The sequence below is a fragment of the Vibrio sp. Vb1337 genome (assembly GCF_033338715.1).
Classification (GTDB): domain Bacteria; phylum Pseudomonadota; class Gammaproteobacteria; order Enterobacterales; family Vibrionaceae; genus Vibrio; species Vibrio alginolyticus.
The window spans coordinates 87642-111134 of record NZ_JAWOTD010000014.1 but is presented as its reverse complement, the minus strand read 5'-3'; the positions used below and the strand labels follow the sequence as shown (position 1 = coordinate 111134).

At 39.4% G+C, this 23493-nt stretch carries 19 protein-coding genes and 2 pseudogenes; 13 read left to right on the top strand and 8 right to left on the bottom strand.

The features are described 5' to 3' along the window. Positions 1–136 precede the first annotated feature (136 nt). From R7E42_RS16380 to R7E42_RS16345, 8 genes are all read left to right on the top strand, one after another. Positions 137–1363, top strand: coding sequence for an integrase domain-containing protein (locus R7E42_RS16380; protein WP_318072827.1), 1227 nt, complete (start codon positions 137–139; stop codon positions 1361–1363). Positions 1364–1366: 3 nt separating this feature from the next. Beyond that, entirely contained in the window at positions 1367–2299 is a 933-nt protein-coding gene (locus R7E42_RS16375) for a hypothetical protein (protein WP_318072826.1), read from the top strand. A gap of 140 nt (positions 2300–2439) precedes the next feature. Next, the gene (locus R7E42_RS16370; protein ID WP_020431431.1) at positions 2440–2709 is read left to right on the top strand and encodes a helix-turn-helix transcriptional regulator; all 270 of its coding nucleotides are present in this window, start codon (positions 2440–2442) and stop codon (positions 2707–2709) included. Positions 2710–2846: 137 nt separating this feature from the next. Next, positions 2847–5255: a hypothetical protein gene (locus R7E42_RS16365; RefSeq protein ID WP_318072825.1), complete on the top strand. Its 2409-nt coding sequence runs from the start codon at positions 2847–2849 to the stop codon at positions 5253–5255. Positions 5256–5451: 196 nt separating this feature from the next. Beyond that, positions 5452–7119: a class I SAM-dependent DNA methyltransferase gene (locus R7E42_RS16360; protein ID WP_318072824.1), complete on the top strand. Its 1668-nt coding sequence runs from the start codon at positions 5452–5454 to the stop codon at positions 7117–7119. 3 nt (positions 7120–7122) lie between these two features. Next, the gene (locus R7E42_RS16355; RefSeq protein ID WP_318072823.1) at positions 7123–8391 is read left to right on the top strand and encodes a restriction endonuclease subunit S; all 1269 of its coding nucleotides are present in this window, start codon (positions 7123–7125) and stop codon (positions 8389–8391) included. A 101-nt stretch (positions 8392–8492) separates the two neighbouring features. Next, positions 8493–11864 (top strand): type I restriction endonuclease subunit R, encoded by a 3372-nt coding sequence (locus tag R7E42_RS16350; RefSeq protein WP_318072822.1) that lies wholly within the window; start codon positions 8493–8495, stop codon positions 11862–11864. A gap of 31 nt (positions 11865–11895) precedes the next feature. Beyond that, on the top strand, positions 11896–12597 hold the full coding sequence (locus R7E42_RS16345; RefSeq protein WP_256955758.1) for a M48 family metallopeptidase: 702 nt from the start codon (positions 11896–11898) through the stop codon (positions 12595–12597). 840 nt (positions 12598–13437) lie between these two features. Here the strand turns inward: R7E42_RS16345 and R7E42_RS16340 are convergent. From R7E42_RS16340 to R7E42_RS16330, 3 genes are all read right to left on the bottom strand, one after another. Continuing rightward, positions 13438–14409 (bottom strand): hypothetical protein, encoded by a 972-nt coding sequence (locus tag R7E42_RS16340; protein ID WP_256955759.1) that lies wholly within the window; start codon positions 14407–14409, stop codon positions 13438–13440. Positions 14410–14612: 203 nt separating this feature from the next. Beyond that, on the bottom strand, positions 14613–15203 hold the full coding sequence (locus R7E42_RS16335) for a recombinase family protein (RefSeq protein ID WP_115386391.1): 591 nt from the start codon (positions 15201–15203) through the stop codon (positions 14613–14615). A gap of 631 nt (positions 15204–15834) precedes the next feature. Beyond that, the gene (locus R7E42_RS16330) at positions 15835–16122 is read right to left on the bottom strand and encodes a hypothetical protein (protein WP_213886777.1); all 288 of its coding nucleotides are present in this window, start codon (positions 16120–16122) and stop codon (positions 15835–15837) included. 692 nt (positions 16123–16814) lie between these two features. Between R7E42_RS16330 and abiEi the strand changes: the two genes are divergently transcribed. From abiEi to R7E42_RS16315, 3 genes are all read left to right on the top strand, one after another. Next, positions 16815–17357 carry a type IV toxin-antitoxin system AbiEi family antitoxin gene (abiEi, locus tag R7E42_RS16325; RefSeq protein WP_213886778.1) on the top strand — a complete coding sequence of 181 codons (543 nt, stop codon included), beginning with the start codon at positions 16815–16817 and terminating at the stop codon, positions 17355–17357. 412 nt (positions 17358–17769) lie between these two features. Further along, complete coding sequence (locus R7E42_RS16320; protein WP_005380677.1) at positions 17770–17979, top strand: cold-shock protein; 210 nt, start codon at positions 17770–17772, stop codon at positions 17977–17979. 202 nt (positions 17980–18181) lie between these two features. Then, positions 18182–18337, top strand: a complete 156-nt coding sequence (locus R7E42_RS16315) for a hypothetical protein (RefSeq protein WP_020196713.1) — start codon at positions 18182–18184, stop codon at positions 18335–18337. Between the two features lie 819 nt (positions 18338–19156). On the opposite strand, the gene R7E42_RS16310 is transcribed toward R7E42_RS16315, so the two are convergent. From R7E42_RS16310 to R7E42_RS16290, 5 genes and pseudogenes are all read right to left on the bottom strand, one after another. After that, entirely contained in the window at positions 19157–19315 is a 159-nt protein-coding gene (locus R7E42_RS16310; protein ID WP_171822351.1) for a hypothetical protein, read from the bottom strand. Between the two features lie 65 nt (positions 19316–19380). Further along, entirely contained in the window at positions 19381–19581 is a 201-nt protein-coding gene (locus R7E42_RS16305) for a hypothetical protein (RefSeq protein WP_020196715.1), read from the bottom strand. A 119-nt stretch (positions 19582–19700) separates the two neighbouring features. Beyond that, a complete protein-coding gene (locus R7E42_RS16300; protein WP_005380667.1) occupies positions 19701–19913 on the bottom strand; it encodes a cold-shock protein in 213 nt (70 codons plus the stop codon). A 611-nt stretch (positions 19914–20524) separates the two neighbouring features. Next, a pseudogene (locus R7E42_RS16295) lies at positions 20525–21655 on the bottom strand (IS3 family transposase). A 61-nt stretch (positions 21656–21716) separates the two neighbouring features. Further along, a pseudogene (locus tag R7E42_RS16290) lies at positions 21717–21830 on the bottom strand (transposase); the annotation flags it as partial. Positions 21831–22183: 353 nt separating this feature from the next. Here R7E42_RS16290 and R7E42_RS16285 point away from each other — a divergent pair. Further along, positions 22184–22819 (top strand): EAL domain-containing protein, encoded by a 636-nt coding sequence (locus R7E42_RS16285; RefSeq protein WP_069516259.1) that lies wholly within the window; start codon positions 22184–22186, stop codon positions 22817–22819. Further along, complete coding sequence (locus R7E42_RS16280; RefSeq protein ID WP_193271949.1) at positions 22816–23490, top strand: helix-turn-helix domain-containing protein; 675 nt, start codon at positions 22816–22818, stop codon at positions 23488–23490. Before R7E42_RS16285 ends, R7E42_RS16280 begins: the two co-directional genes overlap by 4 nt. Positions 23491–23493 lie beyond the last annotated feature (3 nt).

Genomic DNA, 23493 nt, shown 5'->3' with positions numbered 1-23493 from the left:
CCCTTGTCCTATCTAGCTTTAAGTGGTTCAGGGCGTCTCATCGAGATTCACTTAATCTCAGTCATTTAGTAACATTCTTCGTAACACTAACCAATAACAACACAAATTGGTGTTACATCAGAAAGGAACTATTAAAATGGCTAAGCAAATCAAGCCTTTATCATCAACTCAAGTAACCAAAGCTAAGCCCTTAGAGAAAGAATATTCGCTTGCCGATGGCAATGGTCTGTACTTACGTGTAAAGCCCAATGGCGCAAAACTTTGGATTTTCAACTACATCCATCCAGTAACTAAAAAACGCAAGAACATCAGCCTCGGCGCATTTCCTGATATCACTCTCGCTTCCGCGAGAGAAAAAACAAGAGAGATGCGACAATTAGTCGCGGAAGGTATCGATCCTAAAACTCACAGAGATAACCAACGTTTTACTGCTCAGATAGCACAATCTCACACGTTACGAGCTGTCGCTGAAGAGTGGTTTGAAGTGAAGAAACACGATGTTTCAGATGATTATGCAGATGATATTTGGCGATCTCTTGAACTGCATGTGTTTCCGAATTTAGGAAATATGCCTGTTAACGAATTACTTACTCAAACAGTGATTCAAACATTACGACCTATTGAAGCGAAAGGAGCTTTAGAAACAGTAAGACGCGTCTGTCAGCGCTTAAATGAAGTTATGACGTATGCACAACACAGCGGCAAAGTTGAATTCAATCGGTTCGAAAACATCTGGAAAGCTTTCAAAAAGCCAAAAGGTGAACACATGCTTACGATAAAGCCTGATGAGCTACATATTCTTATGCAAAAAATGTCATTGGCAAATATCAAGCTTACCACTAGGTGCGCCTTTGAGTTTCAGCTTCACACGCTAACTCGCCCAAATGAGTGCGCTAGAGCCGAATGGAATGAGATAGATTTCGAAAACAAGCTTTGGATCATTAGTCGAGATAAAATGAAAATGAAACGCGACCACAAGATCCCTCTTTCAGACGCTGCATTACAGCTATTGAACTTCATGAAGCCTATATCATTCGGTCAACGATATGTTTTTCCAAGCGCTAGCGCAGCAGACAAACACATGAACAGTCAAAGTATCAACGCCGCAATGAAACGTGCAGGTATGGCGGGAAAGCTGGTGAGCCATGGTATACGCTCAATCGGCAGTACAGCGCTCAACGAACAGGGCTTTAACAAAGATGCTATTGAGCTGTGTCTGGCACACGTAGACAAGAACACAATCCGTGATATCTACAACAATGCTGAATATCTGGAAGAACGCCGCAAGATAATGGAATGGTGGAGCGACTTCATATTTGATGCTTCTAAAAACGCCAATACCATTGCAAAACCACGAGGTTAAGCTATGGAACCAAACCAAAACCTTACCTATCAAAGTTCTGCTCTTTACAAATTCTTGCATAAACATAGAGAACGTATTCTGAAAGACAGGACAAAGACGCCAGAAAACACGGCCCTATTCCTTTTGTACTTAGGCTTCTCCCTAAAAGACTCGGCCCCTGATGTAAAAGCCTTCTCAGAATTAGAGTGTTTGGTTGAGGATACCTTTATCACTGCACTAGATATTTTATGCAAAGATGACGCTGACGAGATCAGCCGAATACTGAGGGATTACTCAGATCAGATAGGATTAACAAGGAGCAAAAAACCTAAACGATTCGATGATGAGGATATTTATCAAATGATCTTGCTAGGAAAAGAAATTTTTCCTGAAAAATCGTTGGAGAAAATTTATGAAAAAATCGAAAACGTGACAAAGATCTCAAAGAGCCAAATCAAGAAAAAGTACTACTCTTTTATTCAACTGACTGAAAAACAAACAAAGCTGACAGAATATTGCGCAAGAAACAAGACACGAAGAGAAGTACTCCATTACTACACACGCGTATTTGATCTTGAAGTTAGTTATTTGCCTACTTATAAAGAATTTTTTCTTGACATGGTATCAGCCATTGATGAGGTGATTACTCACAGCCATGATCGTGATTTAGATGCCCCAAATATAGATACACCAAGCGCACTACAAGACCTTATCGATTACCGTAAACACTTGGATATTAAGAAGAAAAACACACCTAAGTGGTTAATGAAAGTTAATGAAGCTCGCCCAAAGCAAGATTACTACGAGTTTAAATACTACAGAACTGAACTCGAAAAGTATTATTCATCCAAAGTAATTGACAAACTTCCAAGTCTTTCATTTTCCGATAATCTGGAGGCAGAAGCAGTGTTTTTTAACTTCTTTGAAGCAACAAAACCAATAAAATCAAACAGATAATAAAATCAACATTGTTACATAACGATTGGTCAAGAACCCCCCTCTGTTTTTGACCAATCACTTGTCATAACTTCAATTCCGTCGCTGGCCAGCGGTCTTTAACACAAACGAAAAATTAAAAAATAACAAAGGTGTTAGTTATGACTGAACAACAAATCAAAATCGTACGTAAATCTGACGTTCTACAACGCGTACCGTTCTCAAGAGCGACTCTCCACCGCAAAATTAACGATGGGACATTCCCACCTTCAATTCCACTTGGTGCAAACTCTGTTGGTTTCTTATCTCATGAAGTCGATGCAATTATCGCAGCCATGGCATTGGGCAAAGATCTACAGCAAACCGTTTCTCATCTTGTTGAGCAAAGACAGTCTCTTTTCGACAACAGTCTCTATGCACTAGCCGCATAACTAAAAACTCTCACTAAGCACAAATAAATCAATTGGTTACTGCATGCCTTAGCATGCTGGTAAAAGTGCAGAATTTTTTAGTTATATATATTATCTAGAAATTTTGCACTTTTACGTTCAAGCAGGAATTAGAATAAATGAACGTCATCGCGCAATCTCAAGCTACAGAACACACTCTACTTCAAACCTCAAAAGCTAAGTCGGTTTTCATTATGCTCGACCCGTTCCTTCAGCATCGCTCGAATGATCATCGAGTCGTTGCTCTACGCAACGACAGAAGCAATGCGATGGATGTCGTCAGATATTATCTAGATGCTGGCTATACGATTACATTAGTCGCCGATTCAAAGCTGTTCCCGACTCAAACGGCTAGATTAATGAAAAGCAACTACTGTGGAAGTCGTGTTCCAATGTTAGATAGCGCGACAGGGATTTACTACAGCTTAGAGAACTTTAGAAGCACTGTGACTTATCTAACCCTTTGCAACTCTCTATCACCGTGCAAAGAGACATCGCAGTGGCTTTCCAAGCAATTGATTCGTACTGTTCCTCTGACAAACAGCACAACCGAGGCATGTGTTAACACCTTTCTGTCTGATTTACAGGGCGTTCAGAGTATCGACTTGTTGAGATCAGCACTTGACGAGCAACTCGAACAGAATCGCAATAGAGTGCGAAAGTTCATGTCTCCGACTCTTCAAACTAAGACCATCACCGTTGATTCATTGCGCTCTCCGCTGTGCTCACAGCTTATCAACGACAGCAAAACTCTTGCAGTAAGAGCGGCAACAGGCACAGGGAAGACCAAGCATCTATTTGGTCCATTAGCGAAAGCGGCTCGAAGCAAAAACAAGAAGATCGTTTATTTGTCTTACTTGACCGCACTGGTCGAACAATACTGTAATGACAATCTCGCAGTCAGCTACAACCAGGATTTATGCGAGCTAGAACAGGCGGATGCAATGGGGGTTGTTGTAAACAGCATTTGGAAATCTCATATTCGCTCTGTGCTTAATCAGGCGGATATCCTTATCATTGATGAGTTCGAAAAAGTACTGACGACTGTCGTATGTTCTGAACCAAGTAAACAGTTACCTAAGCAAAACGTTTTTGAAAGCTTGTCAGAAGTCATTCGTAATGTCCCACAATTGATTGTGGGTGATGCTGATCTTTCAGACATCAGCTTGAGTTACATCAAAGAGTTAAGAAGCGAAGTGACACTATTGGATTGCATTGAGAACCCGTATTCTTCAATCAAAGCGGTGATCACAGATAAAAACCAGTACCTCTCTAACGTTTATCTTAAAGAGCGGCTTACTAAGAAAGATAAAGTGTTCCTGTTTGATTCTCTCGTCACACTTCGTCAGGTTACCCAATCACTAGGCTATAAAGATTCTAATAAGCTAGATAGTGAAGATGAAGCACTAAAAGACGGTGTATTAATTATCCACGCTCACAATAAAGACATGCCTGCTCAAAAAGCCTTTTTGGAGAATCCAAACGAAGAGATTAAGAAGTATAAAGCAATCATGGCATCTCCTTGCTTAAGTTCAGGCTTTTCAATTACTACGCACTTTACTAACAAGGTTGTGGTTTTCTGCGATAAGACACTGACACCGTTAGAGCTGATTAATTTCGCACGTCGATTTCGTACAGCAAAACAAATTTGGTTTGCCGTTGATGCATACAAAGATTTCATTACGCCACATGCCAAAGAGACGACGTACAAACCATCAGTCCATGTTCAACCAACCGACAAGTTAAACATTGCATTCAACAACGTTAAAAAGCGCTTCTTCGCTCCTTTAGCCTTGCATTTACATTTAACGTTGGAAGAACTCGGTTTCATGACTACATCGGCCCCATCCTCTTTTACAGCACAACTGTTTGCTCAAAAGAGTGTTACTCTGGCAGCCAAAGCGTACAAAGAGTTAGAAGTGCAAGCGATTGTATCCTCACCTGATTTAACTCAAGAACAAGCTTCCTGGTTACGGGCTAAAGACAGAAGGACGTCTTCTGATAACGCTTCTTTAACTAAGTTTCAGATCAAACGGGATTACGGAGTGAAGAAGGTTACAGAAGATGACGTTCACTTCCACTTCAAGTTCTTAGCCAATCGAAGTGTGTTTGATTCATTCCCGTTCGTGAATCGCTCTAGTGACAAAGTGGAAATCGAAACTAAGCACCATCGTATCGCTCATCTCATCTATGACCGAATTTTGAAAAAGTATGGATTTTCTGTCAATGGTGACGCCTTTTGGATTCATAAAGATGAGGTTCGCCATATTGTAAAAACCTGTTATGTTAACCGAAAGCTATTGAACTGGGCTTTTAAAGATAGCTTACACATTACCAAACCTCTTCATCAGGAGGCGAAACCAAACAAGGCGACGTCATACCTGAAAAGACTCTTAAACTCATTAGGCTTCGAAGTTGGGACATTCCGCAGCAGTAGCAAGAAAGCAAAAGTAGAGCTGCATAAAAACGCTCGTAATTATGCTTGCTTTAATTCAGCCCCATCCGAAACTACCAAGTCCGCAGCTTAACAGCCAACACAGCCCTGCTACGACGACACTCAGAAGGTAGCAGGGAATATCCCCTATCAAATCATAATCTTACTACAGCGCTCAATTCCTGAATCTAAAGCCTCTCAATCAACGCTTGTTGCGTTATAATGCCCACAATTTTGTTCTTCGCTCAAACCAAGGTTCCGAGCGAGCCGTGAACGTTTAAGAGATTCTTATGACAACCAATACCGCAGTAGAAAAAATCAGCCTTGAAGAGCTAAAGACATGGCTTTGGGGCAGCGCAAACATCATGCGTGGCACCGTAGATAGCTCAGACTTCAAAAACTATATCTTTGGTCTCCTGTTCTTAAAACGTCTTTCAGACGTATTTGACGAGCGTGTAGAAGCCGTGATGGAAGAAGAAGGTTGCAACGCTGAAGACGCAATGGCACTCATTCAGGAAGATAACCCAGAGCAATTCGTTCCTGTGTATGCACGTTGGAACAAGCTGATCGAAAGAACGGAAAATATTGGTGAGTACATCGATGAAGCCTTTGCTGAAATAGAACACCAAAACCCATCACTAGAAAAAGTGCTTACGGCTATTCAGTTCGGTGATAAAGAGAAGCTCAGCAATGAGCTACTGACTCGCTTACTCCGCCACTTTAACCAACACAAGCTGGGCAATAAAAACCTCTACAAAGCCGACCTACTTGGTGATGCATACGAGTATTTGATTGGTAAATTTGCTGATGATGCTGGCAAGAAAGGTGGCGAGTTCTACACCCCTCACGAAGTGGTAGAACTTATTGTTAAGCTGATTGACCCACAGCCAGGTCACGAGATTTACGATTTGACCTGTGGGTGTGGCGGCATGTTGGTTGAGTCCGCTCGTCACATCAAAGAGAACTACGAGAATGGCACCATCATGGGTAAACCTAACTGTAAACTTTACGGTCAGGAGAAGAACCTAGGAACATGGGCAATTGCCAAACTCAACATGTTCTTGCACAACTTAGATGGTGACATCAAGCGCGGCGATACTCTCGTAAACCCATTACATAAAGATGGCGAAGGCCTTCAAACGTTCGACCGTGTGATTGCCAACCCACCTTTCTCTCAATCAAAGTGGTGGGAACCACTAGAACTCAATGACGGTAAAATCATTGATGGAAAAAGTGGTAAAGAGAGAAACGTGAAATACAGCACTGACCTTAAAGATCCTTATGGTCGTTTTGGTCTTGGTGTTGCACCGAGAACTAAAGCGGATCTAGCGTTTGTTCAGCATATGATTGCCTCCACAAAAGATGATGGTCGCATCGGTGTCGTTGTCCCTCACGGTGTACTTTTCCGTGAAGGTGATGAGGGTAAAATTCGTAAAGGTATGCTTATCGGCAACGATGAATTTAAGGGTGACTTGATCGAAGGTATCGTTGGTTTGCCGCCAGCACTTTTCTTCAACACAGGCATTGCGGCTGCGGTATTGATCATCAATAAAGACAAACCTGCTGCACTGAAGAACAAGGTTATTTTCGTTGATGCTTCCGCCGAGTATGGCGAAGGTAAAGCGATGAACTTCCTTCGCGAAGGCGATATCAAGCGCATCACGACCGAGTACAACAAAGCAAAACAAACTTTAGTTGATGCAGGAGAGCAAACGGAAGATAAACTTTCGGAACTAGTTGACGCTGTCACTATTGATAAGTACCTGCGTGTCGTTGATATCGCTGAAATCAAGCAAAATGACTTTAATCTCAATATCAGTCGCTATATCGATACATCAGAAGAGGAGCTAAGCGTTAACATCGAACAATGTTTGAGTAAATTACGCGACATCGAAAATGAGCTAAGCACTGTTGAAGATAACCTACACAAACACTTAAGTAGCTTGGGGGTTATCTAATCTATGAATCCATTGTCAAAATCAAAAATTAGTGACATTGCTACCTCATACGCAGGAGGTACTCCAAAAAGAACCGTTGCTGGTTATTATAACGGGACTATCCCATGGGTTAAGTCTGGAGAAATTAATTCAGTTAACATCTTCTCGTCTGAGGAAAAAATCACCGATGAAGGACTAAGAAACTCAAGCGCTAAATTAGTCGAACCAGGAGCTATCTTAGTTGCAATGTATGGTGCTACAGCGGGGAAAGTTGGCCGTTTACACATAGAAGCGACTACTAACCAAGCAGTCCTCTCCGTACGCTCAAAAAATAGCAATGTAATATCAAATGACTACTTATTTTGGTTACTTACATTTGCTTCAGAAGAACTAATAAAGCAATGCCAAGGTGCTGCGCAACCAAACTTAAGTAAACAGCTTATTGATGGTTATCAAATCCTATACCCGAGTATAACTGAACAACAAAAAATCGCGGAAATACTTTCAACAGTTGATAAGAAAATCGACCTTATCGACCAGAAAATTACAGAAACCGAAAAGCTTAAAACAGGCTTAATGCAAAAGTTATTTTCAGAGGGTGTCGGTGTTCAGGACGAGAATGGTAACTGGCAACCGCATACTGATTTTCAAGATTCTCCATTTGGTAAGGTTCCTAGTTCTTGGGCATTAGAAACTCTAGAACAACGACTTGACGTTATTAAAGATGGAACTCATTTCTCTCCCAAAAGCAAAGAAGGGCCATGTAAGTATCTAACATCCAAAAATATTCGATTCGGAGAGTTAGACCTAACTAACATCTCTTATATTAGCCAAGAAGAACATGACCGAATTTACAAAGGTTCACCAGTCAAGTACGGGGATATTCTGCTTACTAAAGATGGAGCTAACACAGGAAATGCCGCTATAAACACGCTTGAAGAACCTTTCAGTTTATTGTCGAGTGTGGCTTACCTCAGAGGAAGCGAGGAAGACGTTGATCATGGGTACTTACTGCAACTGTTACTATCTCCTAAAGGGCAATCAATGATGAAGTCCGCGATGGCTGGACAAGCAATCACCAGGTTAACTCTTAAAAAAATAGGTGCTTTTGTCTTACCCTTTGCCCCGATTGATGAGCAAAACGAAATAGAGCGCATCCTCTCTACGGTAGACAAAAAGCTTCAACTTTTGAAAAAACAAAAATCCGAAACCCAGCAACTTAAAAAAGGCTTGATGCAGAAGCTACTTACGGGCGAATGGCGAGTTCCTGTTGAGGAAACTGAAGCCGCTTAGCGATCGCTCTATGATGCCTTCAAGCGAAGGCATCTAAAGAGCAAAAAACGTAATTTAAATGAACAATAAAAAATGAATAACAATAAATAAAGGAATAAGGTATGTCTGGTCAGGCTGAATCATCGAATCCAGAACTCGTCGGGGTAGAACGCCCAGCGATTGAATGGTTAAAAACTCTTGGTTATCAACACATTAAAGGTCGAGATGTAGAGCAAACACACAAGACTGAGCCTGTTATTCTAGAGTCGGTGTTAACTGACAGACTACACGCCCTTAACCCTTGGCTGGCAGAGGTTCCAAACGGTGCAAGCAAAGCAATTAAACAGCTTAGAGACATATGGTTTGAGCATAACAGCGACTTAATGCTGGCTAACCATGCGTTCTGGAAGCATGTTCTGTTTCAATCGAACCTGCAACAAAAAGACAAAAATGGTCAACCTCGCAGCATCCGCTTCATTAACCAAACGGGTGCCGAGGGTAACTTATTCCATGTGGTTGATCAGTACGTCGGCAAAAATGCTAACGATGAGCTTTTTAAACCCGATTTACTGTTATTCATTAATGGCTTACCCCTTGGCTTGATTGAGTGTAAAAACAGCTCAATTAAACTCAGCAAAGGCATTGCACAAATTGATGGCTACCAAGGCGCTTTTACTCAACACTTTGCCTTTAATATGGTCTGTGCTGCCATTAATCGCAGCCAAGCCAAGTATGGCGCTATCTATGCGCCAGAACAGTTCTATCTAACTTACAAAGTTGATCCGAAAAAGCCTGATGAGAACATTGTTCTTACCGAGTTAGAAAATCGATTAGGAAAGAAACCTACAGAACAAGACAAGCTACTGTGGGCATTATTCGAGCCTTCCCGCTTTGTGCGTTTAGTCTGTTTTTACCCTATGTATGAGATAGAAAAAGGCGTCATGATCAAGAAGCTGCCACGTTACCAACAGTGGCGTGCAGTAGAGAAGACGCTACTTCGTCTACAGGGTAAAGACCCACAGCTATTAGGCCAAGAACTTGGCGGCGTGGTTTGGCATACGCAAGGAAGTGGTAAATCACTGACAATGGCACTACTTGCCCGTTTAATGCGAGCCGAAATTTCTGGTTTCAATAACCCAAGTATTTTGATTCTTACCGACCGCACTGACCTTGACCGTCAGATCCATAATACCTTTACCAATGTCGGTCTTGAATCGATTAAAGCAGATTCCGTCGCTGGGCTAGAAGCCATGCTCAGCAATGACTACGGCACCATTTTCACTTCGACCGTTCAAAAGTTTCAAGAAAGCGATGGTAAGCAGATACAGGCCGCAAAAGAGTCTGAAGATGAGGATTCCATTGCAGACTCTAAAAGTCGTGTCAGACGCGTTTTGAGAAAGGATGGTTCGGGCCAAGAACAGTGTTGGATATTAAAAGAGAACAATGTTCTTCACGGTCAAACCGATGCTAATGGCAACCCTAAAAAAGCCAAATGGGAACTCGTGAGCGAAGAGAAAGTTGATTTTCGTGTTCTGAGTACCAAGCCAAACTTCTTCGTGATGGTTGATGAAGCTCACCGCAGTCAATATGGATTCCTTGCTGCATTCATGCGTGCATCTTTACCTAATGCGAAGTTCATAGCTTTTACTGGCACCCCGCTTTTTAAAGACGATAAAGAAACCTTGGGTACATTCGGCGGTAAGGAGTACATCGATACTTACCGCCTCGACGAGGCGGTTGCAGATGGCGCGACACTGCCTATTAAATATCTTGAAGGTATGGCGCAATGGGGTAGCGACGGAAAGCTAAAACAAGCTTTTGAGGATGAATTTGGTAATGAGCCTTTAGCCCGTAAGAAAAAGCTAAAGCAAGAATTACTCAAAAAACGTCGTGGTGCTATCGGTCGTATTGAGGAGAATGCTCGCCATCTCGTCGAACACTTTCTATCAAGCGTGAAGCCTCGTGGCTTTAAAGCCATGCTGGTATGTGACGGGCGTGATATGGCCGTTCGCTATAAAGACGTGCTGAACCAGATCATGCAGGAGCGTCAAAACAAAGGTCTGCCGACCTTTGAAAGCCGAGTGGTTATCTCTCTCGGTAGTATGACAGATAAGCGTACAGGTATTAGTGAACAACAAGCTCACTATGCATCAGGCTCAACCTCAAAACTTGAAACTATCGAAGAGCGTATCAAACGGGAACTCAAACAAGGTCAAACACCGATAGCCGTACCGTCTGAAAAGATCCCAAGCTTGGTGAATGATGAATTTAAGCTACCTTATGGTGATGAATCCGCTAATACCAAAGAAGAAATCAAGTTTAACAACATTGGGTTAATCATCGTTTCTGACATGCTGTTAACTGGCTGGGATGCGCCTATTGTCAGCACTTTATATTTGGATAAACCGCTAAAAGAGCATACTTTGCTTCAGGCTATTGCTCGTGTAAACCGAACTCGAAAAGGCAAGAAAGCAGGTTACATTGTCGATTATTTCGGTGTGGTTGAGTACCTAGATGAAGCACTGAAAGTTTATGGTGGTGACGTACAACCCGACCAAGTGTGGACGGACGTCGAAGCGGAGTTACCACGTCTTCAATCTGCTTTGACAAAAGTGTTAGACATTCTTCCGAAAAAGCACAACCCAGTGAAACAGCCTGAACCTTACAAAGAGGATGCCGATCTCTACCTAGACCCAGATACTCGCCTAGATATTGTTGAAGACTTCCTCGTTGCTCTCGCTGGATTCAATAGCCGCTTAGATATCGTGTTACCCGACGAACGCGCATCTAAATATCAGCCTTACTTCAAAGTGCTGAATGAGATAAAACTCCAACTGCGCAACAAAATGCCTGAGAGTGCAGATACGGTTCGCATCACCGCATCTGAATCTGAGCTGCTTAAAAACATGCTCGACGAGCATATAGAAGCGAGTGAAGTTAAGAGCTTGCTAGGCCGTGAAGTTTCAATTCTGGATGCTGCGGATATGGATCTACTCCGCAAACAGAAAAGTGCAGGGAGTGCAGCGTTGGTCATGAAGAACAAACTCAAGCACACCATTAAAACGGGGAAAGGTAAAGATCCTGCCTTCTTTGGCGACTTGGAAGAAGAGCTAGAAAAGCTTATCCAAGATGAACGTGAAGGACGTATTGAACAAGCTCTATTCCTAGAACAGCTAGAGCTTTTTGCTCAGCGTGTACGTGATAAAGATGCGAAACCATCTGAAATGGGCTTGGGTACAGCAACAGAGCGAGCCGTGTTCAACTATCTGGAAAAACAGGTAGAGGAAGCTGAAGCTCTGGCATGGACTAAAGGCATCTTTAGCCACCCTGATATCGCTGAAGTCATGTTGTCACCGATATGGAAAAAGCAGACTGATATTCATAATGAGATCAAAAAAACAATCAGAACGATTTTACGTGGTCTTGGCGGCTGGGATATGACAGTAGCACGTCAGCACTCTGCTGAAATTTTCAGTATTATGCTGAACAACTGATCCTTTGCTTCACCAAAGACGAAAGAAACACATGCCAATTTTTCAATACGGTACAACTGAAATCGAGTGGGAGTTTAAGCTCGACTCAAAACTCAGTCACCACTACATTACTGTAGAAAGAGGGAAGACTGTTCTTCTCAGAGGCCCAAGTGCCTCTGAGGAAGAGCAACGAGAGCTGATTCGGTATAGAGCAAGGTGGATCAAAGAGCGCTTAGCGGAAGTCAATCAACCGTTAAAAGAAGAAATCGTCACAGGTAGCCGAGCGCCTTACCGTGGTCGTTCTTTCTATTGTGAAGTGATCCCCGCGCCAGAGCTATCGACGGTAGAAGTGAAGTTTAACCAAAGCCGTTTTAAAGTTCTTTCTCCCGAAGGCCACTTCGTCAGCCGTGAGCGATTCAAACCAGCGTTGGAGCGTTTCTACAAACAGAAAGCCTTAGAAAAAATTGCTTCTCGCTTACGCTACTGGCAACAGGAAACGGGCATGCAAGCCACAACTTTCCACATAAAAAAGTTTGATGCACGTTGGGCTAACTGTACCGAGAACAATGTTCTGGAGTTCCACCCTCGTTGCATGGAGTTTTCCAATAAGGTGATGGATTACATAATCCTTCATGAGCTATGTCATACCGTAGAAAAAAGCCATAGCAAAAACTTTTGGAAACTAGTCGCTAAGTATTGTCCTGACTGGAAAGAGCTGCATGAAGAGGTAGAGCGTTCAGGGATGGGGATCTAGCGGAGTCTACTGCACTTTGAAAATGTCAGGAGGCACTGCTCATTGCTTTAAATCTTTCACTCGCCCTCTACTCACGACTTTTTATTCGCTAATTTAATTAAATAACTTTCATCTTTTAGGAACCTAGCGAGAACAATGTTCTCGCAGTATCAAACTTAGGTGTTCAAGTAGGTTAATGAAACATACATACCAATTAAAACCACTCAACTAAAAAACTTTAATTCAATATAGTTTTTAATGTTTTTCATTATACATAAAAAACTTTTTAGTCAAGTTGAAAAAACTCTTGATTAAGAAAAAACAATCTAATATATTAAATCTCGTAGCAGGAAGCAGAGCTTCTATCTAGAAAGTGGCTTAAAGATATATTTAAACTAATATTACTTAACCTTCAAAAGTAAAAGTAATTTCTTCCACCTCACTGGTGGCTTAAAGAAAAATTAGTTTAACACAAGTAAATGTATCACTATTTTATCTACTAATAGATGGTTACACTTCCGCGCCAACTGGCGGTTAAGCGTTGGATAAAAAGGTCGAGTTTATCTCGGCCTTTTTATTATTAATTGCAAAACTACTCTTCAGGACTTTTAATTAATTATATTTTTAGAAGGCTAGTTGTTGAGTATTAATTATTAACTCCACAAGCACTACTCTCTGAAAGCCTCTCTTATTAAAAGAAAGGTTCTCTGACTTATCATTCGGAACATTGTTCTTCCACAGTTTTTTATTGATTAATCAAATACCCAATCTTTACTATTTTAAGATTGCGATAAGAACATTGTTCCAAGTAAACATCATCTCACTGTCGAGATAGTTATTCACATAAAATCAAAACAGGTGTTACTTAAAAGCTAGCGTCAGATAAGGCAATACATACGCTTTGAGCTTAGACTCTATCTGTTCCACTGTTTTTAGTTGATCTGGGAGAACATTGTTCATTGGAGTTTCAACATCTATAACAGTGACCAATCCACTCGCTCGTGACACCGTTTTTTTCGTTACTACTACCACTGCTTCGGCTTCACTTTTAACGGTATCGAGTGCGCTTAATAGAGCGTCACATTGAGATTTTTGCGGTGTGTAACGAATCAAAAATCGGGTAGGGTTTATTGGACTTACGAACACCTCCCGCGCAAGCTCTGCTGTTTCATGGTAAAAGTATCGTTCTACTACATCTCCAATTGCTACTTTCCAACCTTGTTGAATGGCCGCAGTTGTTGTCAGCATCCAAAATTTAGAGAAATTCTCTCTTTGTGCTCTAGGAGCATTGCGTGTCAGATCACCAATCACTGGGTGAGCAGGAACAAATCCCATGCTCTTAAAACCACCTCGTAATTCTTTGGCGATTGGATTGGAGTCTTCGCATAACAAAGGGTAAATATCACGCCACAAATAATGAGGCTTTTCTATCGGCGATAGATACTTAGGATGGCTCATAACTTGGTATGAAGGCGGAAGTAACTCAGAGCGAATATAAATCACATGATCCACTGGCAGTTGCAGATATCGCTCCAATTGAAAGAGGTTGCCACTCTCAACATTACCGATCGTTTCGGCAGCATCGAGTTTATTTTCACAAAGAACAATTGAACCATCACTTAATATCAGACGCATGTCTGGTCGGCATCCTGGATAGATAACTTGTGTCTCGACCTTGCTGATCAACCTGCTATCTTGGTCTCCAAATATCAACCTAACAAATGCTCGATTGAAACGTTCTGAAAACCTTAACGCAGCAGCGAAGAATTCAGTTAAGTGATCCTCTTTTGCTACCGTTAGTTTTTGAGTATTGATGAATAAGCCCACAAGCATCCCTTTCTGTCAGCGCCGTTTCCTAGCAAAAAGGTTATCCGATTTTCCAGTCAGAACAATGTTCTTGTATCAAATATCAGCGTGATATCTTAGTAGCCTTGCTCTAAGCAAGAACAAGGTTCTTGCAATATCGTTAACCTCTTTACGAGTAATTACTTCTGGCAGAACTCAACTCAACCTAACAGTATCATGGAACATTGTTCTCATTGAACTCTTTCAGTTAGCCGCTTGTTCCAATGCCGCTTGACCGTCGGAATGGAGATACCAAGAGCATTTGCTGTTTTGGATTGACTCAGTCCTCTTGCCCTACATTCTTGGACTTTTTGAGTTGTGGTTAGTGCTTCTGGTCTACCAATCCGCTTACCTTCAGACTTAGCCCTAGCCTGACCTTCTAGCGTCCGCTCTCGAATACGGTTTCGTTCAAATTCAGCAAATGCTGAGAACATTTGCAGCATCAATCGTCCCTCCGCCGAGCTTAGATCAGCGGTCGGCAGATCCAGAGAAATTGGCGTAACACCTTTTTCTAACAGCATACTGATCGTATGCTGAACATCGATGTTATCTCTTCCAAGTCGATCAAGCTTAAGTACAACTAGTTTGTCCCCTGGCTCTAGTTTATGCTCAATCAACATTTTGAACTCACGTCGTTCTGTTGCAGGCACACTACCAGAAACTGTTTCATGTACAATTCGGTGTTCTTGAATATCGTAGCCAGCATTTCTGATAGCTAAGATCTGATTTGACACAGTTTGCTCACTAGTCGATACACGACAATAAGCGAATGTCCGTCCAATACTATTCACTACTCACTCCTTTTGGCATCACAATTGGTATCATCAACCTGTTAGGTGTCATAAAAATCCGAACCCTACTTTATGAGACCGCAAACACTTCATTCCCGTCTGGTATCAGAAAACGGATGCTTGTTGATACTACAGATATATTTACATCTCGCTAAAGTTGACTACTTAAGTCGATAATTTTGACAAAGTAACTTTGCCTTAAGAAAACCTAGAAAATAAATAAACATCCGTGAGTAACAAACATTACTCTAAATTTAATTCATCTATAATAAAAACAAGGTTACTATTAATTTTCCTTGGCAATAAAATTAACACATAAAAAATAAATTTTATTTTATTAATTTTTCATGTTATAACTATTATAACGGTTATAACTATTATAAAGTTATAATTCTAATATAACGTTAGATTTTAAAAAAGTGAAGATTAAGCCAAATTAAGCTTAATTTATTACAAGAATTCTTCTGCCACTACTGGCACTTTCAATGCCAGCGTTGGCACATTGATTGCCAATCTTGGCAAATTCACTTGCCACCCGCTTTAATAACGGAATTTTCAAGGCTTTCACCACTTGCCTAACGCAATTCAACAGGCTTTAACGTTGTGCAAAAAAAGAACAATGTTAGAACACGTTGAATGTCTCATTTTTTCTTGACTTATAACGGTTACAACCATATAGACCAGGAACTCGACATTCTTTCTTTTCTTTAATAAATTGTCTTTTTGAATGAAATTGGGGAACACTGTTCTTTTCATCTAAATTAATAGAATTTGCTCTACGCAATGCTTCTTCATCGGAAATGTCGTTATAAACGACTTGAAATCTATTCGACTTAGTTTCACGTTCTTCTTTTGTAGATAGATAACTCATTTCACGATTACGTTTAGAATAAACCAAAACTTGAGACATATCGACAACCCTTTTGATATATATAGATAAATTCAATGACTATTATATTTATCAAGTAATATTATCTTTGTAAAGGACCTTTAATCACTATTTTAAAAATCACATTAACATTTAATTATTAAATAAAAACCGTTTGGTTTTTTAATTATTAAATTAGAAAAATAATAATTAGTTAAACTTCTACCTAAAAATGAAAAAGATCAGATTCTGGGCTATTAGTGTTGCGATTTCTCTCCTCAAAGAACCACATATTCATCACCATGAATTCTCGGTTAGGATCCTAACCGAGAATGCTCATCGGAGTCTGGCTGCGATTAGTACTGCTGTTTCTCCTAACCTGATCACAGCCACGTCCATCACTACAAATTTCAAGTTAGTATCCTCACCTAGAATGAACATCGGAGTCTTGCTGTGCGCTTAGTACTGCCATTTCTTCACCTCAAAGCAACCATAATCATCCCCATAAATTCCGAGTTAGGATCCTAACCGAGAATAGGGAATCAGCTTTTGACTATTGGTATTGCCATTTCCTTAGTCTCATAGCCACCACATTCATCACTACAAATTCCAAGTTAGGATCCTAACTCGGAAAAACAAATCAGGGATCTCGAAGGGTATTAGCGATCACTACTTGTTATCTTCAATCGCAAGTGGACAAAAATATATGTCATACTTACTTTTTGTGACTACTTATGAGCATTGAAGTGAAAATCGAGACTGCATTAGAACGACTGCATAACTTTGACAAGCAAGGTATACACGTTTATCGGAAGAGTGATCTCAGAAGGTTATTTTTTGATGATTCACTTACTGCATTCCAGCAAAGCTTGCTACGTTTAGTCAAAGCAGGAGTACTAGAGCGGGTGTGCAACAGTGTTTATGTATTCTCATTCAGTCGTCACAAGGGCGGTTATACTATTGAATATATTGCTAAATGCTTGCGACGAGGAGAGTACAACTACATCTCTCTAGAATCGGCGCTTTCAGAATACAGTGTCATTTTTCAAGTGATGATTGACAATAGAATTACGATCATGACAACAGGACGCAAGGGAGAGTTCAGGACCCCTTATGGCGTTATCGAGTTCACACATACGAAACGTGATGATATTGATATTATCAACAATACAGTAACTTCAGATCGGCCCCTGCGGATTGCGAAGAAAAAGACTGCGATTCGAGATTTGAAGAGGGTGGGCAGAAACACACACTTGATTGTAACGGATCACGATTAGGCAGATGCTGGCACTGCCAAAAACAGTACTCCCCAAAAACCGTACAACTCACTTCTGGACAAAGGCGAGTTTGACAGCCGCAAGCAAGTCTCTCTCAAAAAAGGCCGTTTGGCAGTATTGATTTATTGCTTAATGTTCCCAACTGCAAAACGTCGGAATCAAGATGAACCCTTTGTGATAAAATGCGTTTGAATAGATGATATAAAAATTAATTTAAAATAAAGGTATATTTTTTTTAATTAATCTGTATAGTGGTCTTTGCTCTGACACAGAGTTGTTTCAAGATAAAATATAAAGAAAGTTTTCCAGCGTCATCCCTAGCAAGTTTCTCTCTGTAATCTCCTTAATGCTCTATCCTAAAATAATACCTATGTTCAGTGCACCTTAATTTTAATTTTATAAGGGGCATAATATGTCTAATCAAGTAATTGGTACAGTAAAGTGGTTTAACGAAACTAAAGGTTTTGGTTTTATTTCTCAAGAAAATGGCGATGATTTATTTGTTCATTTCAGAAGCATTTTAGGCGATGGCTTTAAGAAGCTTATTGAAGGCGAGCAGGTTTCCTTTACTGTAGGTAAAGGTCCTAAAGGCCTTCAAGCAGAAAATGTAACGACTATTTAGTCTTACAATTGAATTTACACTGCCTCGTCATACGCCTGGCGAGGTAGTTGCTCTGACAAAGATTTGTTTCAAGATAAAATATAAAGATAGTTTTCCAGCGTAATCCCTAGCAAGTTTCTCTCTGTAATCTCCTTAATTACCTATCCTAAAAATACTTATGTTCAGTGCACCTTAATTATAATTTTTTATAAAGGGGCATAATATGTCTAATCAAATATTTAATAATGAGAATAGAAATAATAAAAACAAATCTATTCAAAATAAAGAAACATCAATACATAAAAAAATAAAGATGAATAGCCTTCTCCAAAGGATTGCTAATGGTGAGACTGGTGTTGTTTTAGAGGAACTACTTTGAAAAATCACGGTAGAAAGAAGATCTGGTTTAAGTTAAAAAAGTGCGAATCATACACTAAAAAAACTTTATTACATTGAATGTAAGGTTTGTACAAGGTTGCTCATAGAAAGACTATGCTCTTCAACAGATGAGCTTTGTAAATAGCAACAACGAAATATCTGGGGCACACATCATATTATGACAAGTGGAACGTTAAGTTGCTTAAACTGTAGGAGCGATGAAACATACTCGTAGTGCTCAGGTTTGTGAGATGAGGTAATAACCATTCTATGATGGTTTTTTGCCGTCCATACTCCTTGATAATCAGTTGCTTGCCTAGTCCAGCTTTTAGGCAGAAACCAAGTCAGTTCGAACGTTTAAGCGTGAAACAATGCCATATTGAAAGCATCACACCACTACGTCTCCTCAAAAGGAATAGGACCATGCCGACCTAAAACACACCGTGATGGATAGCGAAACTATCTTCATGAAAAGTCTAACGAACGCCAAGCGCTCAGCTGAGCATCATGCGCCAGAGGGTGCAATACTAATTAAGATTAGAGATTTAATGGATCAGATGCTAAGTCGAATAACGCTTGATGCTTGATGCTTGATGCTTGATGATAGCTGGGTAGATAGCTGTGAAGACTGACGTTGGTTAGCAATCATGATTCGTTTTTCGTAGTAGCCTTTGACACAGTTTGGATTGTTTGTCTGACAAGGTTTGCTCACGATTAAGTTGATCTCGTAAACCTGTCAGCATGTCTCGGTCCAAGTTGCTCAGCTTTTCGGAATGTAAGAGGAGTGTCGTATTGATAAGCTCAGAGAGGTTTCGTGAACTCATAGTCCCCACTCTTTATCCCACTTTTTTTGTTCTTCAATCTCTTCTATGCGTTTGCGAACACCCATTTTTTTCAACTCTTCTGGTATTCGTTTAATCCCTTTCTGATTAATACTAAATTGCTTCTGCTTTTGTGTCGGTTTAGGTAACTTGCTCATATATCATCCTATTGATGCTAAGAAAGATGATTTTATTCAGATTAGAATAAAGCCATTTCAATTCATTATCTCTTATTAATGTATCGTTCCGCGTTTGCAAAAAGTTTATCGCATGCTTTTTTCTGTGCTAAATATTCTGATGAACTTTCAGTCATAGAGTCGAGAATTTCTTTCGCTTCTTGATATTCTTTTACCATCGCAGCGAATCGTTCTTCGAAGTTGTTTTTCTGTGTTTTCTTGCTTGATTTTCTTACTGGTTTTCTCATATTGCTTCTTATCTTATCGATCCAAAAATTTATTTTATTCGTATTTCGAACGTTCAGAATCTTTATTAAAAAATAAAGTAAAAAAGTCTCCTCGACAGAAGAGACTTTTTATAAATATCTTACACTAACGTAACATTATCCGCTTGAGGACCTTTGTTACCTTGTTCAACAACAAAAGAAACCTTTTGGCCTTCAGATAATGTTTTGAAGCCATCACTAACAATTGATTTGAAGTGAACAAATAGGTCAGAACCGCCGTTATCAGGAGTGATAAATCCAAAACCTTTGGATTCATTAAACCATTTTACTAAGCCTGTTGATTTATTTGACATAATATATCTCGATACATTGATTAAGTTAAAAAGAAAGCTACTAAATAAGGAATGAAGAAAAAGGTATCGCAGGATAAATATGACGAATTTAATCGAATAAAAACTGAGAAGATCTTGAACTAAATATTTTACTAATAGCTCATCGTTTGAGCTTCTGACACTATACACTATATGAACATAATAGATATCTATTTCTTGATTGATTTTTATTGTCCATAAAATCAATGACATAAAAAGTGAAAGGCTGAATTGAAATCAACAGCATCATTAAAAATAATTATTGCAAAACAGATATTCGATACAAGCATGATCCCTAATTCTAACTTTGAATGGGGCAAAAGTGTTTCAGAGCTTAAATTCATTAGTCCATTGGTTCTGACAAACCCACTCATGAAGATAATGGGTAACACATTTTTCACCAGAGAGTTGGGCACTAAGAGAGCTTTTTTATCTATTAATTAAATGAGCAAACTTTAGTTTTTGATGATTTGAGCGAGAACAGTGTTCTCGCAGTAGCGTTTGAACGCTACCGACCTTTGCCTATATACCCAAACACGAGTCGGATAATACCTGACTCAGCCTTTCGTCATTCGGAGAACATAGTTCTCCGTTCAACTAAATGAAGATGCGAGAAGAAGCTCCAGCCAGACTGGACACTGCATTAAGCGACCTTTTGGCTTTTCAAAGTCAACTGGGCTTAGACGCCCAAGATCACTGTGCCTTCTCGTTCGATTATATTAAACCTCAATGTATTTGAAGACCGATTGACGCATCTATTCTCTCGACATTATCAGCTCATATAGTACAGCTTCCACCTTCATGGCATGAAAGAAACTCTCTATATAAACGTTGTCCCAACAATTTCCTTTTCTATCCATACTTTGTTTTAGATTATAGGTACTAATCAACTCTCTATAACCTTTCGAGCAATATTGGCTACCATGGTCACTATGAACGATGACTCGCTCAGGAAAGCTACGATGGAATAAGGTTATTGAAAGAGTATCGCTGACTAATGTTGCTGTCATCCTCTTAGCCAACGATTTGCTGTGAATAAAGATCAATGATTACCACTAAGTATAGACAACCTTCACTTATCGCCAAATACGTAATATCTCCGCCCATTTCTGATTGGGCGGCAGTTGCAGAGAAGTCTTGTTCCAACAAGTTCGGAGCGATTGGCAACTTATGAATGCTATCCGTCGTACATTTAAACTTACGAACAGCTTTCGTTACTAGATTTTGACGTTTCATGCTACTGGCAATGGTCTTCACATTATGCCTGCTACCGTTATCAGTTAACTCTATCTGGATACGTCTAGCACCGTCCCTGCCTTTGCGGTTATCAAAAGCCTCTTTGACCTTGTCGTCTAATACCTGACGGGCTTGTTCTCGCAGGCAGTCTCTATGACGATGCTTAATCCAGTAGTAAAACCCGCTTCGCGATATGCCAAACACCTCTACCATGTGAGATACACGGAAATACTGCAGGTGTTCAAACATAAATTCTTAGCACAAGCTACTTTAGATTCTTCGCAAAGTAGGTGGAGACCTTTTTTACTACTCCTAGCTCTTTTTCTCGCTCAGCAGTACTGGAGTTTTTATTTGCGGCTTTACGCTAGCCATAGATTTGAGAGTCATGGAGAGATAGTTATCTAGCGGCAACAGCAGCACCGACTTTCTCCGCAATCTCAAGTGTTAAATTCGGAAGAATGGATAATAAGTTTTTTCTTGTTTGTCATGATTCACCTCGTTAGTGATTTTACTCACTTAACTCAGGGTCCAAGATAACTGGTGCGGCTCTGTAATGGCGAGGTCACTGAATCTACGAGGCCTGCCGCGCTTGTTCTGTTTGCTTTGCTTCCATTCGCTTATAACTCCTTCATCAATCCAGAAAGTGAGTGAACCACGATTAATTAGTACTTTGCTGTACTGTTTTTAGTTAGTTGTTGTGTAACGAGGCTTCTCCATAAGACTAGGGTGATCAACTGTGTTGTCGCACAGCTCATCACCTCTTGCCTTAGTTTCATCGAGTTACGTAACAAAGCCTTAAACATAGACCACACTAAAGCACTCTTGATTTTAAATGTTCAATAAGCTATCTGTTAATGTACGGTCAATTTAATGTCAATATAATGACAGTGTGTTTGAGGGTGATAAATAATAATAGATATCATGGCTAATAATAGAAAACTGGTTGCTTAGGTTTTAAGAGGTGATTAACCTTGCGCTTAAAAACAATATTCATATTAAAAAAGGTGTAGTGAGATATGGATTTAAAAAGTAGCATTTCAAATAGTATTTTTTTGCATCCTATTTATTCAAGTGAAACTGGAGATGTGGCTTTCTCTGAGGTTTTATACACTATACCTGATGGATATTATGAGGAGCAGTTTTTAGATATGACTGTATCCGATGAAATAATAATGGAGTCAGCATTAAATATTGTTAAAAAACTTCAAAACAATAAAAAAAACAAATTTAGCATTAATATTACCGCAAATATATTGTTGAGTGATAAATTCATAACGAGAATTTCTTTATTTAATAACAAAAATTTAGTGATAGAAGTTAATGAAATAGAAAATAATATGCTACCTGACTTGTATCTATCAATAAAAAAACTCAAGGAGTATGGAATTGAATTTTGCTTAGACTCTTTTTGTCACAAAGATGAAACTTTTAATCAATGTTTAGGTTATATAGATTGGGATTATATTAAAATAGATAAAAAGTACTCATTTAAGGATTTAGAAAAGCATGTAGCACAAATTTTAATTCCATTTTGTAACGTTGGCGTAATTATTGATGGCGTTGACTCAAGCATAAAACAACATTTAAAAAGTTCTAACAAAATATACTATCAGGGATATTATAAAAATCCACCGAAAAGGTTTGCATCATGAAATCAGTTAAAGTTAAACCTTGTAAATTAGGCGCTTACTTCAATAAGAATGAACATATTATCCAGATTGAAGAAGGGAGTGGCGCTGTATCGTATAACGGATTTTCATGTATATTTCAACCAGGTGATTACCTTTATCTTCCGAAAGGAGAAGTTATTCATTATTCTGTAGAAGAAGAAATAGTAGAGCTTAAAGTCATATCATTCAGTCATTTAAAGCAAATCATGTCCAAGCGTGATTATTATATTTATTTAAAAACAAAGAACGATTTAGAGCTATCATCAATATATTATAAAAATTATCTGTTAGACCTAATTAAAAAAGATCTTTTCTTGCCCAAGATAAAATCAGATGAACCAACATTAGAAAAAATAAGAGAGTGTATAAAAAAACATCCAAGAATAAACTGGAATATTGATAAGCTTTGTCAAAGGTCAAATTTAAGTATTAAAGATGTTAAATTAGTTTTGTCTAAGCTAAATGTGACAATGTCTGAATTAGTGATTAAAGTTAAAATTGAAAACTCAGTGGAATTATTATTATCTACAGAAAGCGTTGTTACAACTTCGAAATTATTAGGTTTTTCCAGTAGTTCTTTTTTTATAAAGAAGTTTAAAATTGTTTATGGAATGACTCCAAAAATTTTCATTAATTTATTTAAAAAAAGCTAATAT

Bases quoted from the DNA above. Each gene is read 5' to 3' on its own strand.
- R7E42_RS16380 (WP_318072827.1), top strand. From the start codon at position 137: ATGGCTAAGCAAATCAAGCCTTTATCATCAACTCAAGTAACCAAAGCT.
- R7E42_RS16375 (WP_318072826.1), top strand. From the start codon at position 1,367: ATGGAACCAAACCAAAACCTTACCTATCAAAGTTCTGCTCTTTACAAA.
- R7E42_RS16370 (WP_020431431.1), top strand. From the start codon at position 2,440: ATGACTGAACAACAAATCAAAATCGTACGTAAATCTGACGTTCTACAA.
- R7E42_RS16365 (WP_318072825.1), top strand. From the start codon at position 2,847: ATGAACGTCATCGCGCAATCTCAAGCTACAGAACACACTCTACTTCAA.
- R7E42_RS16360 (WP_318072824.1), top strand. From the start codon at position 5,452: ATGACAACCAATACCGCAGTAGAAAAAATCAGCCTTGAAGAGCTAAAG.
- R7E42_RS16355 (WP_318072823.1), top strand. From the start codon at position 7,123: ATGAATCCATTGTCAAAATCAAAAATTAGTGACATTGCTACCTCATAC.
- R7E42_RS16350 (WP_318072822.1), top strand. From the start codon at position 8,493: ATGTCTGGTCAGGCTGAATCATCGAATCCAGAACTCGTCGGGGTAGAA.
- R7E42_RS16345 (WP_256955758.1), top strand. From the start codon at position 11,896: ATGCCAATTTTTCAATACGGTACAACTGAAATCGAGTGGGAGTTTAAG.
- R7E42_RS16340 (WP_256955759.1), bottom strand. From the start codon at position 14,409: ATGCTTGTGGGCTTATTCATCAATACTCAAAAACTAACGGTAGCAAAA.
- R7E42_RS16330 (WP_213886777.1), bottom strand. From the start codon at position 16,122: ATGTCTCAAGTTTTGGTTTATTCTAAACGTAATCGTGAAATGAGTTAT.
- abiEi (WP_213886778.1), top strand. From the start codon at position 16,815: ATGAGCATTGAAGTGAAAATCGAGACTGCATTAGAACGACTGCATAAC.
- R7E42_RS16320 (WP_005380677.1), top strand. From the start codon at position 17,770: ATGTCTAATCAAGTAATTGGTACAGTAAAGTGGTTTAACGAAACTAAA.
- R7E42_RS16315 (WP_020196713.1), top strand. From the start codon at position 18,182: ATGTCTAATCAAATATTTAATAATGAGAATAGAAATAATAAAAACAAA.
- R7E42_RS16310 (WP_171822351.1), bottom strand. From the start codon at position 19,315: ATGAGCAAGTTACCTAAACCGACACAAAAGCAGAAGCAATTTAGTATT.
- R7E42_RS16305 (WP_020196715.1), bottom strand. From the start codon at position 19,581: ATGAGAAAACCAGTAAGAAAATCAAGCAAGAAAACACAGAAAAACAAC.
- R7E42_RS16300 (WP_005380667.1), bottom strand. From the start codon at position 19,913: ATGTCAAATAAATCAACAGGCTTAGTAAAATGGTTTAATGAATCCAAA.
- R7E42_RS16285 (WP_069516259.1), top strand. From the start codon at position 22,184: ATGGATTTAAAAAGTAGCATTTCAAATAGTATTTTTTTGCATCCTATT.
- R7E42_RS16280 (WP_193271949.1), top strand. From the start codon at position 22,816: ATGAAATCAGTTAAAGTTAAACCTTGTAAATTAGGCGCTTACTTCAAT.